10 protein-coding genes are annotated in these 12325 nt (G+C 67.7%); 1 reads left to right on the top strand and 9 read right to left on the bottom strand.

The genetic code is table 11. The features are described 5' to 3' along the window. Positions 1-112: 112 nt before the first annotated feature. Positions 113-727, bottom strand: coding sequence for an SOUL family heme-binding protein (locus AC06G6_RS04050; protein ID WP_479828529.1), 615 nt, complete (start codon positions 725-727; stop codon positions 113-115). 228 nt (positions 728-955) lie between these two features. Between AC06G6_RS04050 and AC06G6_RS04045 the strand changes: the two genes are divergently transcribed. Next, positions 956-4597, top strand: coding sequence for a TM0106 family RecB-like putative nuclease (locus AC06G6_RS04045; RefSeq protein ID WP_479826586.1), 3642 nt, complete (start codon positions 956-958; stop codon positions 4595-4597). Positions 4598-4797: 200 nt separating this feature from the next. Here AC06G6_RS04045 and AC06G6_RS04040 read toward each other — a convergent pair whose 3' ends face one another. The 8 genes from AC06G6_RS04040 to AC06G6_RS04005 all read right to left on the bottom strand — a co-directional run bounded on the left by AC06G6_RS04040 (position 4798) and on the right by AC06G6_RS04005 (position 12321). After that, positions 4798-5595 (bottom strand): triose-phosphate isomerase family protein, encoded by a 798-nt coding sequence (locus AC06G6_RS04040; RefSeq protein WP_479826584.1) that lies wholly within the window; start codon positions 5593-5595, stop codon positions 4798-4800. A gap of 12 nt (positions 5596-5607) precedes the next feature. Then, positions 5608-6993, bottom strand: a complete 1386-nt coding sequence (locus AC06G6_RS04035; protein ID WP_479826582.1) for an MFS transporter — start codon at positions 6991-6993, stop codon at positions 5608-5610. Between the two features lie 64 nt (positions 6994-7057). Beyond that, positions 7058-7183, bottom strand: a complete 126-nt coding sequence (locus AC06G6_RS04030; RefSeq protein WP_307463754.1) for a hypothetical protein — start codon at positions 7181-7183, stop codon at positions 7058-7060. A gap of 12 nt (positions 7184-7195) precedes the next feature. Next, positions 7196-7963: an SDR family NAD(P)-dependent oxidoreductase gene (locus AC06G6_RS04025; protein WP_479826580.1), complete on the bottom strand. Its 768-nt coding sequence runs from the start codon at positions 7961-7963 to the stop codon at positions 7196-7198. A 33-nt stretch (positions 7964-7996) separates the two neighbouring features. Then, positions 7997-8983, bottom strand: coding sequence for a 3-hydroxyacyl-CoA dehydrogenase family protein (locus AC06G6_RS04020; RefSeq protein WP_479826578.1), 987 nt, complete (start codon positions 8981-8983; stop codon positions 7997-7999). A 2-nt stretch (positions 8984-8985) separates the two neighbouring features. Beyond that, positions 8986-9468: a ribose-5-phosphate isomerase gene (locus AC06G6_RS04015; protein WP_479826576.1), complete on the bottom strand. Its 483-nt coding sequence runs from the start codon at positions 9466-9468 to the stop codon at positions 8986-8988. Next, entirely contained in the window at positions 9465-11222 is a 1758-nt protein-coding gene (gene dhaL, locus AC06G6_RS04010; protein WP_479826574.1) for a dihydroxyacetone kinase subunit DhaL, read from the bottom strand. Before dhaL ends, AC06G6_RS04015 begins: the two co-directional genes overlap by 4 nt. A gap of 94 nt (positions 11223-11316) precedes the next feature. Beyond that, a complete protein-coding gene (locus AC06G6_RS04005) occupies positions 11317-12321 on the bottom strand; it encodes a sugar phosphate isomerase/epimerase family protein (protein WP_479826571.1) in 1005 nt (334 codons plus the stop codon). Positions 12322-12325: the final 4 nt, after the last annotated feature.

The following is a 12325-nucleotide window of genomic DNA, read 5'->3' as shown; positions in this document are numbered from 1 at the left end:
CGGGTCTGCGCGGCCTGGGAAGGCTGCGTCCCGGCGGACGGAGTCCGGGGCGGCGGTGCGGAGGCTGAACTGGCGGGGCGCTGCGGGAGTTGGGTCACCCTGCCATTTTGCCTTACCCTGCTCCGCGGCCGGGCTCGCCCGAGGGTGGAAGAGGCTCCTGCACGTCCTGGACAACCTCGTTGCGGCGCAGGAACCACGGTTTGAACGGCGGATCAAACTGGGCGAACCGTGGCGGCCCCACCGGTGTCAGCCCGGCCAGCACCAGGGCCGCCTGGAGGCCGGTGTTGCGCCGTTCAAAGGCAGCTTCCGAGCCGCTGCCCGAGAACCGCAGAGCAGCCGCCAGGGACCCGGGGACGGTCCGGATCTTGACCTGGGGGTCCGCCGGGACGGGGGCCGTCTCCGCCGTCACCCCTGCGGGGAGCACAAAGGCAACCACAAAGTCAGCGGGATCTTCCTTTCCCGGCAGCGGACCGCTCTGGAGCACCGGGGCGGTCATCGCCAGCTTCTGCGAAGGACCGAACTCCTGGACAACCGGGGCCGTCATCGCCAGCTTCTGGCGGGCGGTGTTGCTGCCGCTGATGTAGTTGAACAGGGGCCGGAAGGCAGCATTCCCGGCCCGGTCGAACGTCGCGTTGACCTGTATTTCGGCCACAGCGTGCGCGGGATAGCGGCGCAGCTCGAAGTGGGCGAAGCGCTGAACCAGCTCGTAGGGCTGCTGTTCGGTCATGGTCTCAGACACTACGCCGATCCTCCGACAGGAAACAACGGTCTTTTGCCCGTTCCTGGTGGTTGGTTTATGGCTCATGGCCCTTTGGCTCGCGCTCCTGACTAAGGTTCGTGCTGGATTGTCAGAGGGCTTTGATAGCTTGAATAGCAGACGGACAGGCTGTGCTGACCGAAGGTCGTAGGCAGCAGCACGCCGTTACGTCCGCAGCGCACCAACATCGGGGGCACAGTGTTTTTTCTTGAACCGGAAGTAGCCGGCAACGCGCCGGAGCTGGTCTTCTCCGCGAGCGACCTCGTCACGGCCGCCGGCTGCGAGTACCAGCTGCTGCGCAAACTCGACGAGAAGCTCGGCCGCTCGCCCAAGGGCGCTTTCGACGCCGATGAGATGCTCAAGCATGCAGCCGTGTTGGGTGACCGCCACGAGCTCAGGGTCCTCGAGGGTTTCGTCGAGGAGTTCGGACACTGGGATCCGGCCTCCGGACGCGGCGTGTACGACGTCGTGCCGGCACAGACTATGGACCGCGCCACCCTGCTGGCCAAGCACCGGGAATCCCTGGACGCCCTGCGCTCCGGCGCCGACGTGGTGTTCCAGGCCGCCTTTTTCGACGGCCAGTTCCACGGCCGCTCGGATTTCCTGGTCCGCCAGGCCGACGGCAGCTACGCCGTCTTCGACTCCAAGCTGGCCCGCCATGCGAAGGTGACCGCGCTGCTCCAGCTTGCCGCCTACGGCGATCAGCTGCTCAAGGCCGGGATACCGCCGTCCCCGGTGGTGACCCTGGTCCTCGGCGCCACGGTCCCGGTCCCGGGCGGCGGTTTTGACTACGTCCGCAGCCACCACAAACTGTCGGAAATCCTGCCGGTCTTCCGAGAGCGCCGGGACCGCTTCCTTGCCTTGACCTCCTCGCATCTGGCGCAGCCCGGCACGGTGCAGTGGGGCGCGCCCGGGCTGAGCGCCTGTGGCCGCTGCGACTACTGCCAGGAGCAGGTCGTGGCCACCGACGATCTGCTGCTCGTGGCGCGGATGAACTCGGCACAGCGCAAGGCGCTCCATGAACGGAGCATCTTTACCGTCAAGGAGCTGGCGGAAGCCCGGCTTCCCGGGGCGAACGGTGCATTGCTGCGCCTGCAGGCCCAGGCCCGGATGCAGACCGGCATCGGCCCGGCGGATGGAGAGGTCCGGTACGTCAAGGACGGCGAAGAACACACCATCCGTTTTGGGGTGATTCCGGAAAACACGCTCGCCGAGCTGCCCCCGCCCAGCGCGGGCGACATTTTCTTCGACTTCGAGGGCGATCCGCTGTGGCAGGAGAGCGCCACCGGGGTCTGGGGACTGGAGTACCTGTTCGGCGTCATCGAAGCGCCGACGGGTCCCGGCGTCCCCGGAGTGTTCAGGCCGTTCTGGGCGCACAGCCGGGAAGCGGAGAAACAGGCCTTCCTCGATTTCCTCGACTACGTGCAGAAACGCCGGCAGGACTACCCGGACATGCACGTCTACCACTACGCCCCCTACGAGAAGACGGCGCTCCGGAAGCTCTCCGTGCTGCACGTGGCCGGCGAAGACATCGTGGATGAATGGCTGCGGGACGGACTCCTGGTGGACCTCTACCAGAGCGTCCGCAACAGCATCCGGATCTCCGAGAATTCCTACAGCATCAAGAAACTCGAACCGCTGTACATGGGGACGAACCTGCGTTCCGGGGATGTGAAAGACGCCGGCGCCTCCGTGGTCGCCTACGCCCACTACTGCGACGCGCGCGACGACGGCCGGGCCGAGGAAGCGGCCACGATCCTCGCCGGGATCTCCGACTACAACGAATACGACTGCCTCTCCACGCTGGAGCTTCGGAACTGGCTCCTCGGGCTGGCTCAGGAGCGCGGCATCAGGCCGGCCGGAGACGGTGCCGGGTCCGCCGCCATCCCCGCGGCCGGCGACCAGCCGGCCGACGCCGCGCCGGACACCGCACTGGATGCCGCGCCGGGTGCCGCTGACCTGGACCCGCTGGAAGCGGCGCTGGCCGGGCTGGCGGATGCCGCCGTCGGGCTGTCCGGGGACGACCGGAAAGCCTTGTCAATGCTGGCGGCTGCGGTCAGCTATCACCGCCGGGAGCGCAAGGCGTTCTGGTGGGCGCACTTCGACCGCTGCGAGAACGGGCCGGACACGCGTCACCAGCAGGACCGCAACGTCTTCCTCGTCGAGGAGGCGGAGGTGCTGGAGGACTGGTGGAAGGACGGCGCCAAGCTTCCGGAGCGGAGAGTGAAGCTGATCGGCACGGTCAGTCCGGGCTCGGACCTCCGCGAGGGCAGCACGTGGTTCCGCATGTATGAGCCGCCGCTGCCGGCCGGGCTGGAGGGCACCGGGATCAACGGGACCGGACGCAACGGGTGGTTCGGCACCGAGGTGTTGGAACTGGGGCACGAGGACGGCAAGGACACCGTCGTCATCCGGGACAAGCTCCGCAAGAACACCGAACCGTATTCCCAGGTCCCTGTCGCGCTGACCGAAGACCAACCCATCCAGACCAAGAGCCTGGAGGATGCCCTGGGGGCCCTGGCCTCCGCCGCCGCTGCGGGACTGCAGTCCCACCCGCCGGTGTTTCCGCGCCATCCGGCCCTGGATCTCATCCGCCGGGTTCCGCCGCGGATGGCCTCGGGGGCGGCGCTGCCCGTGCCGGGCGAGGGCCCGGACCGGTTCATCGACGCGATTACCGCGGCGGTGCTGGCCCTCGATCACTCCTATATCGCCGTCCAGGGGCCGCCCGGAACCGGCAAGACCCATGTGGGATCGCACGTCATCGCCCGGCTGGTGGACCGGGGGTGGAAAGTCGGCGTCGTCGGGCAGTCCCATGCGGTGGTCGAAAACCTGCTGAGGACCGCTGTGGCCAAGGCCGGCGTCGATCCGGGGCGGGTGGCCAAGGATGTGAAGCACGGAGAGCCGCTCCCCTGGGAGCAGCGGTCGGCGAAGGACGTCGCACGCCTGCTGGGCTCACCGGGCGGGGCGCTCATCGGCGGGACCGCCTGGACCATGACAGGAGCCAACGTCCCGGCGGGATCGCTGGACCTGCTGGTGATCGACGAGGCCGGGCAGTTCTCACTGGCCAACACCCTCGCCGTGGCCCAGGCCAGCAGCCGCCTGCTGCTGCTCGGTGATCCCCAGCAACTGCCGCAAGTCAGCCAGGGCGCGCACCCCGAACCCGTAGACGAGTCAGCCCTGGGCTGGGTCTCGGCCGGTCATGCCACGCTGCCGCCGGACTTGGGCTATTTTCTGGCCGATTCGTGGCGGATGACGTCCGAGTTGTGCCGCGCCGTCTCGGAGCTCTCCTATGAGGGGAAGCTGCGCTCGGCTCCGGCGGCGGACCTCCGGCGGCTCGAAGAGGTTCCGGCCGGGATCGAAACGGTCATGGTGGAGCACAGCGGCAACGTCACCTCGTCGGCCGAGGAAGCCGCGGAGGTCGTCCGCCAGGTGCGGCGCCATCTGGGGCTGGGCTGGCACTCGGAACAGGGCACCCGGCCGCTCGCCGTGGCGGACATCCTGGTGGTCGCCGCCTACAACGCCCAGGTCAACGTGATCCGCGACGCGCTCGAGGCCGCGGCTCTGGCCGGCGTCCGGGTGGGAACCGTGGACAAGTTCCAGGGCCAGGAGGCGGCCGTGGTGATCGTGTCCATGGCGTGCTCCGCGGTGGCTGAAGCTCCGCGCGGCATGGAATTCCTGCTCTCACGCAACCGGATCAATGTGGCGGTGTCCCGCGGCCAGTGGCGCGCCGTCGTGGTCCGCGCGCCCGAGCTGACCAACTACCTACCCGCCCACCCCGAGGGCCTGGAGCAGCTGGGCGGTTTCATTGGGCTGTGCCAGCGGTCGGTCGCCGCCCGCTAAACGGGACATGCCCATTCTTCACGACCAAGGCCGCGGGAACATGCCCATTCTTCGCCCCCGAACCGCGGGACATGCCCATTCTTCGCCCCCGAATCCGCGGGACATGCTCAGTCTTAGGCGTGAGAAGTGGGCAGAATGGCATTCTGCCCACCGTTCGTGGCTGCAACTGAACATGTCCAGCAGGGAAGCGTGGCTGTGTTTCAGCCAGTCTGGCGTGCTTCATCCAACAGGAGCGCCTCATCCAGCACGGCGCCGAAGTTCGCGGGGTTGTGGGCGAACCGGCCCAGGAAGAGGCCGGAGACGCCGTCGAGCCGTGGCAGCAGGCCCGGCTTGGCGGAGCCGCCGTAGATGATCGGCAGACCCTCCAGTCCGGAGGCGGCGAGGTGGCTCCTGAGCTGCCGGACGACGTCGGACACGTAGCCGGCGCCTGCGGGCTCCGCCGCACCGATCGCCCAGACGGGTTCGTAGGCGATGACGATCCCGGCCGCGAGCGCCCAGTCCCCCTCGACGGCCGACCGGATCTGGCGGTACACAAATTCCGCGGCGGCAGCGGCACTGCCGCCGTCGGGCTCTCCCACACAGAGCAGCGGCGTCAGCCCGGCGTCAGTAGCGGCCCTCACTTTGCGGGCAATCATGGCGTCGTCTTCGCCGAAATGCCGGCGGCGTTCCGCGTGCCCTATTTCAACGAGGCTGACTCCAAGCTCGGCAAGCATGGACGGGGCCACTTCCCCGGTCCACGGCCCGTCCGCCCAGCCGCAGTTCTGCGCGCCAAGCAGCAGCGGCGAACCGCGCAGAAGCCCGGCGGCCGCCGGCAGGAGCGGAAACGACGGAATCACAAACGGGACAACCCGCCCGGCCGCGAGGGCCGGACGGGTGTCCACTTCGTGGCGCAGATGCCCCAGCCAGTCCAGGCTGTCCTGGTAGCCCAGGTACATCTTGGTGCTGACGCCCACCAGGATGCTGCCGCTGGTGGTCTGGCCGGGGTGGTGCTGCTGCATTGGTGTTGCTTTCTACTTGGATCCGGGTGCGCCGGTCTGGACGGAGGGCTCCTGCTCCAGAAGCTCGTCCGCTTTGTTCTTGAACCGCCTGGTCGCGAACATCATGGCCGCGGCCAGGAACGGGAGCACACCAAGAGCGTAGACGCCCATGGTTCCGGTGTCCGAGGCGGTCATCTGGTTGACCGAGGTCCGCAGGATCGGAGCCACAAAGCCGCCCAGGTTACCCAGCGAGTTGATGAGGCCGATGCCCGCCGCCGCGGCCGTGCCGGTGAGGAACGCCGTCGGGAAGGACCAGGCGATGGGACCGATGGACAGGAAGCTGCAGACGGCCAGCGTGATGAAGATGATGCCCAGCACCGGCAGCTGGTTGGCGCCCGCCCACGCGGAGCCGAAGATGCACAGGCCGGTGGAGACGAACAGTGCGGTACCCCAGTTGCGGCGGCGGACCACCGTGTTGGCGGCCTTGCCAATGAAGTAGCAGGCGAAGATGCCGAAGAACCACGGGATGGCGGCCATCATGCCCACCGCGAAGCCGACTTTCTGTCCGGTCAACTGGGCCACCTGCTGCGGCAGGTAGAACGTCACACCGTAGACGGCGATCTGGAGGCAGAAGTAGATGACCGTGAAGTACCAGACCTTGCCGTTCTTCATGGCGGCGAGCACGCCGCGCGGACCGGTCTCCTCCTTGACGCTGTCCTCCAGTGCCATGACGTCAAGGAGTGCCTTCTTCTCGTCCTTGGTGAGGAACTTGGCATCCTGCGGGCTGTTGATGAGGAAGAAGAACGCAGCGATACCGGCGACCACCGCCAGCATGCCTTCAACGAAGAACATGACCTGCCAGCCCTGGACGCCGGGCACCTGGTCGCCGATGTTGATGAGCCAGCCGGACAGCGGTGCGCCCATCATCTGCGAGAAGGGCTGCGCGAGGTAGAAGATGGCGAACATCTTGACGCGGACCTTGTTGGGGAACCAGGCGGCGAGGAACATGATGACGCCCGGGAACAGTCCGGCCTCGGTGACACCGAGCAGGAACCGCAGAATGATGAACGACGTCTCGCCCTGGACGAACGCGAAGCAGGCCGAAACGATGCCCCAGGTGATGGCGATCCGGGCGAGCCAGACCTTGGCACCGTACTTCGTCAGCAACAGGTTGCTGGGGATTTCGAAGAGCGCATAGCCGATGAAGAAGATTCCGGCACCCAGTGCGTAGGCGCCGGCGGTGATGCCCTTGTCCACACCCAGTGCGGCTTCGGCGAAGCCCACGTTCGTGCGGTCCAGGAACGCGACCACGTAGAGGATGACCAGCATGGGCATAAGCCGGCGGGACGCCTTGGAGATCGCCGATTTCAGTACCGGCGTTTCCAGAAGGTCCCTGGTGGACGTTGTTACTACGGACATCAAAACTCCTCGTTGAGTAAATCAGGTGAGCGAATCAGGTGGGTAGAACAGGAGCGGAAATCTTCTAGCGTGAAAGGGCGATGATCATGATTCCGGCCAGGCAGGCAAGGATTCCGACGGCGAGGTAGAGCTTCCGTCCCTTGCTCCAGGACGCGAACCCTGAGGTCGGGGTGTTGTTGCGTTGTGCCACGGTGCTTCTTCCCTAGTGCATGTAGAGTCCGCCATCCACATTCAGCGTCTGGCCGGAGATGAAGCCGGCGTCCTCGCTGATGAGGAAGGCGATGGCGGCCGCGATGTCCCGGGTGGAGCCCACCCGGTTCACCACGAGGTCTTTGGTGAGTTCGTCCTTGCGTTCCTCGCTGAGGGTGCCGCCCATGATGTCGGTGTCGATGGGGCCCGGAGAGATCGCGTTGACCGTGATGTCGTACTCGCCGAGTTCGCGGGCGGTGGAGCGGGTCAGCCCGATCACACCGGCCTTGGCCACGGAGTACGGCGTCTTGGAGAAGGTGCCGCCGCCGCGCTGGGCGGAGACGGAGGAGATGTTGACGATGCGGCCGATCCGGTTCTTGACCATGGATTCGGCGACCCGGCGCGTGGCGTAGTGGACGCCGTTGAGGTTGATGCTGAGAACCCGGTCCCATTCGGCCGCGTCGAGTTCCAGGTACGGGACCGGGGAGCTGACGCCGGCCACGTTCGCCAGGGCGACGATCTGCGGCAGTTCGGCCTCGATCGCGTCGATGGCGGCGCGGACGGATGCCTCGTCGCCGACGTTCGCGCCGGCGCCGAAGGCTTGGACACCGTGCTCCGCCGCCAGTTCCTTGGCCGCGGCCTTGCACCGGGCGTCGTCGAGATCGATGATGCCGATATTCCAGCCCTGGGCCGCGAGGTAGTTGGCGGTCGCGCGGCCGATGCCGCGCTCGGAGACGGCGCCGGTGATGATGGCGGTGCGTTCTGCCGGGAAAGTGCTCATGGGAGTGCTCCTGAAAGGGTCAAAGGGAGGGGCTCAGTTGATGGGGGCGGGGCCGAGCTCGTCGATGAGCTTCTGCATGGCCACGTACGCCTTGTTCCTGTAGGCGATGAGCTCCGGGGTGCGCTCGGCGGGGACGTTGAGGAAGCCGGCACCGGTCTTGGTGCCCAGCTTTCCGGCCTCCACGAGGTCGCTGAGGACCTTCGGCGTCGCAAAGCGCTCCGGGAATTCCGTCTGCAACGACTTGTAGCAGAAGTTGTAGACGTCCAGTCCTGCCATGTCGGCGATGGCGAACGGTCCGAAGAACGGCAGCCGGAAGCCGAAGGTCGTGCGGACCAGGGTATCGATGTCCTCCGCCGTCGCGATCTCCTGCTCCACCAGCTGGGCGGCCTCGTGGAACAGGGCGTACTGGAGCCGGTTGAGCACGAAGCCGGTGACGTCCTTGACGACGGCGGTCTGCTTGCCGGCGGCGTGCACGAGGTCACGGACAGCGCCGATGGTCGCCGCCGAGGTGCCGGCGTGGGGGATGATTTCCACGCCGGGGATGAACGGCGAGGGGTTGGAGAAGTGCACGCCCAGGAACCGGCCCGGGTTGGCGACGGGCTCGGACAGCTCCGCGATGGAGATGGTGGAGGTGTTGGACCCGATGATGGCGTCCGGGCGGGCGGCGGCGCTGATCCGGGCGAGGGTCTGGTGCTTGATGGCGATGACTTCGGGGACAGCTTCCTCGATGAAGTCGGCGTCGGCCACAGCTTCCTCGATGTCCTTGGCGGCCCAGAGGTTCGCCTTCAGGATGGCGGTGGAGCCTTCCGGGAAGAGACCGGCGGCGACGAACTCGTCGGATTCGGTCAGCAGCCGCTCGTAGTTCTTCTGCGCCACTTCGGCGGACACGTCTGCCAGTGCCACCCGGGCACCGCCGAGGGCCAGGACCTGGGCGATCCCGCCGCCCATGTAGCCGGAGCCGACGACGGCGATCTTGCGGGCGGCGTTGATGGCGGCCGCGGTGGTGGTTGATTCGGTCATGATCAGACTGCCTTCGTGTAGTCGGGCTCATAGGAGCAGATGGCGTCCACCTTGGCGGCGGAGGAGGAGGTTTCGTCGAAGCGGTGGCCCAGCCACTGGGTGACGAGGTTTTTGGCGAGTTCCAGGCCGATGACGCGCTGGCCCATGGTGAGGACCTGGGCGTTGTTGCTGAGCACGGACCGTTCCACCGAGTAGCTGTCGTGTGCGGTGACGGCACGGATGCCGGGGACCTTGTTGGCGGCGATGGCCACGCCCAGGCCCGTGCCGCAGATCAACAGGGCCCGGTCGGCTTCGCCTTCGGCCACTTTGCGCGCGGCGTCAACGGCAATGTGGGGGTAGGCGGTGGCGTCATTGGCGCCGACGCCGATGTCCTGCACGGACGCGACGCGGGGGTCGGCCTCCAGGAGTGCCTTGAGTGCGTTCTTGTATTCGACGCCGGCTTCGTCGTTGCCGACGATCACGCGCCAGCCTGCTGCTGTGCTCATGCCTGTGCTCCTTGTTTGGCCGGTTCGGGGTTGCCGAGCCGGTTGTCGGTGTGTGCGGAAATCCTTGCTGCGATGAGGGCGAATGACACGGCTCCCGGATCGGGGTGGCCGAGGCTCTTTTCCGCGAGCGGCCGGGCGCGTCCCTTGAGCGGCCGGAGCTCCGCGGTCCGGTCGGCCGCGGTCTGGGCGGCGGCCGCCGCAGCGGCGAGCGCGGCGGCGGCGGTAGCACCGCCGTCGAGCGCCAGCAGGAAGGTGTCCCGGAAAGGCAGCAACGCGTCCACCATGGTCTTGTCCCCTGCGTCGGCCTTGCCGAGTTCGGTGATGGCGTCGACGAAGGCGCTGACCGTGGCCGCCGCGTCGCCGCCGCTGTAGCTGTCCCGGTTTCCCAGTGCCAGTCCGGCCGCGATGACCGCGGATCCCCAGAGCGCTCCGGAGGTACCGCCGGCGCGTTCGCTCCAGGCCTCCCCCGCGGACGTCAGGACGCTCGCCGGCGAGGCGCCGCCGTCGGCCGCGGCCGCCTGCTCAGCGGCGGTGACCGCTGCGTCCACGCCGCGGCGCATCCCGATGCCGTGGTCACCGTCCCCGGCGATCGCGTCCAGCCGGCCCAGTTCCTCCTCGTGTTCGACGACGACGTCCCGCACCTGGCGGAGCACTGCGACGGCCTGCCGGCCGAGCTCTGCCGCGGCCGGGGTGGGGCGTTCGACGGCGGATGCCACTTCAGCGTCCGCGGCGGCCAGTTGGCGCGCGGCGCGGGGTGCGAGGTTGCCCTTGCGGAACGCCGGGGTGTCGGCCGGGGCCGCCCAGTACTGCTCGAGTTCCTCGTCGAGCCAGAGCAGGGTCAGGGAGAGTCCGGACATGTCCAGGCTGGTGACGAGCTCGCCGCATTCGGGTTCCACGACGGTGAGTCCGGCGGCGAGGAGCAGCTTTTCGATCTTTCCGAAGAGCAGGAACAGTTCGTCGTACTTGACGGTGCCGAGGCCGTTGACGATCGCCACGACCCGGCTGCCGGCGTCGTGGGGCTTGTCGGCGAGGAGTTTGGTGACCAGCAGCTCGGCGAGTTCCGAGGCCGTGGGCATCGGGTGCTCGGAGATTCCGGGTTCGCCGTGGATGCCCAGGCCCAGGGACATCTGTCCCGCGGGGACGGAAAACAGCGGCGCGTCGGCTCCCGGCAGGGTGCAGCCGCCGAACGCCACGCCGAGGGAGCGGGTGCGGTAGTTCGTCCGGATGGCCAGCCGTTCGACGCCGTCCAGGTCCAGTCCGGCTTCGGCGGCGGCTCCGGCGATTTTGAAGACGGTCAGGTCGCCGGCGATTCCGCGGCGCTTCTCAATCTGATCCAGCGGGGCGCTGGCGATGTCGTCCGTGACGAGGACGGTGCGGGTCGGGATGCCTTCGGCGTTCAGACGCAACTGGGCCTGGCCGAAGTGCAGGACGTCCCCGGCGTAGTTGCCGTAGCTCAGCAGGACCCCTCCGCCGGCGTTGGCGGCCTTGGCTACCCGGTAGACCTGGCCGGCGGCGGGGGATGCGAACATGTTGCCGCAGGCCGAGCCCGCGGCCAGGCCGGGTCCCACGAGTCCGGCGAAGGCCGGATAGTGGCCGGAGCCGCCGCCGACGACGAGGGCGACCTGCCCGGCCGGGACCTCGGTGGAACGGACGACGCCGCCGTCCACGCGGGCCACGTACCCGCGGTTGGCTGCCACAAAGCCGTCCAACGCTTCATCCGCGAAGTCGGCGGGGTTGTCGAAGATCTGGGTCATGGTTTCCTCATTGAATCCGTGTTGGAGAAGTAAGAGAGGGGAATCCCCTGGTGCGGCCGCCCCCCAAATGGCTTGACGGCCGCACCAAGCTGGGTCAGAGGCTGGCCAGTGCCGTGGCTGCGGGCTGCTGCCGGCCCTGCGCGACCTGGCTCTTGCCCAGGGCGTAGCCGTCGGTCTTGGGCAGGACCTGGCGGCGGAGGTAGTCCTGGTTGCTGGCCGTGACGGACAGGCCGTCGCCGCCGTAGTGCTCGGTGCAGAGGATGCCCTGGAAGCCGACGGAGAGCGCGACCTTGAACGCCTCGCGGTAGTTGATGAGGCCGCTTTCCATCGGAGCCGGCATCGCGACGTAGGTGTCGCGGGCGACGTCCTCGTCGCGGATGTAGTTCTTCATGTGCCAGTAGTTGGAGTAAGGCAGGGTCTTGGCGACCATCTCGCGCCAGTCCTCGATCGGGCGGTGCAGCCGGATGAGGTTGCCGATGTCAGGATTGAGGCCGACGTTGGCCAGTCCGATGTCCTGGACCAGCTGGACGGAGGAATCCGCGGTGCCGAGGTAGGTGTCCTCGTACATTTCCAGGGAGAGCAGGACGCCGACGTCGGCCGCGTGCCGGCCGAGATCCCGCAGCCGGGTCACGGCCTTGTCCCAGGTTTCCTTGTCCCCGACCGGGTCCTTGTAGCCTTCGACGGTCCAGAACCAGAGCTGCTTCTTCTGCTCCGCCGTGATGGCCTGGTGCAGCCCGAATGAGACCACCTCGCAGCCAAGCTCAGCGGCGGCATCGATGGTGCGGTGGCTGTACGCGAGGTTCGCTTCCCAGTTGCCTTCCTCGATGACGCTGCGGCGGATGGCGGAGATGACGGGGATGCCGATGCCGACGTTTGCGGCGGTCTGCTTGAATTCGGCGAGGCGGGCGGGGCTGAGGTCACCGGGGCGGACCCAGCTGTCAGTGAGGTCCGCGTTGGCGAATCCCGCGTCTTTGACTTCGGTAAGGACCTCGGCCCAGGCGGAGGCCTCGGCGTCGTTGATCTCGGTTCCCGCGGCGTCGGTGCCCAGGAACTGAAGCAGGGCTGCCGTGATGGGCCAGTTTTCGGCTGTGTAGGCCATGGGT

This window comes from Arthrobacter sp. CJL-S3, from assembly GCF_056711635.1.
Note: the sequence above shows the minus strand (reverse complement) of the source record. Positions and strands in the feature narration are given on the sequence as shown.

Bases quoted from the DNA above. Each gene is read 5' to 3' on its own strand.
- AC06G6_RS04040 (WP_479826584.1), bottom strand. From the start codon at position 5,595: ATGCAGCAGCACCACCCCGGCCAGACCACCAGCGGCAGCATCCTGGTG.
- AC06G6_RS04005 (WP_479826571.1), bottom strand. From the start codon at position 12,321: ATGGCCTACACAGCCGAAAACTGGCCCATCACGGCAGCCCTGCTTCAG.
- AC06G6_RS04035 (WP_479826582.1), bottom strand. From the start codon at position 6,993: ATGTCCGTAGTAACAACGTCCACCAGGGACCTTCTGGAAACGCCGGTA.
- AC06G6_RS04025 (WP_479826580.1), bottom strand. From the start codon at position 7,963: ATGAGCACTTTCCCGGCAGAACGCACCGCCATCATCACCGGCGCCGTC.
- dhaL (WP_479826574.1), bottom strand. From the start codon at position 11,222: ATGACCCAGATCTTCGACAACCCCGCCGACTTCGCGGATGAAGCGTTG.
- AC06G6_RS04020 (WP_479826578.1), bottom strand. From the start codon at position 8,983: ATGACCGAATCAACCACCACCGCGGCCGCCATCAACGCCGCCCGCAAG.
- AC06G6_RS04015 (WP_479826576.1), bottom strand. From the start codon at position 9,468: ATGAGCACAGCAGCAGGCTGGCGCGTGATCGTCGGCAACGACGAAGCC.
- AC06G6_RS04050 (WP_479828529.1), bottom strand. From the start codon at position 727: ATGACCGAACAGCAGCCCTACGAGCTGGTTCAGCGCTTCGCCCACTTC.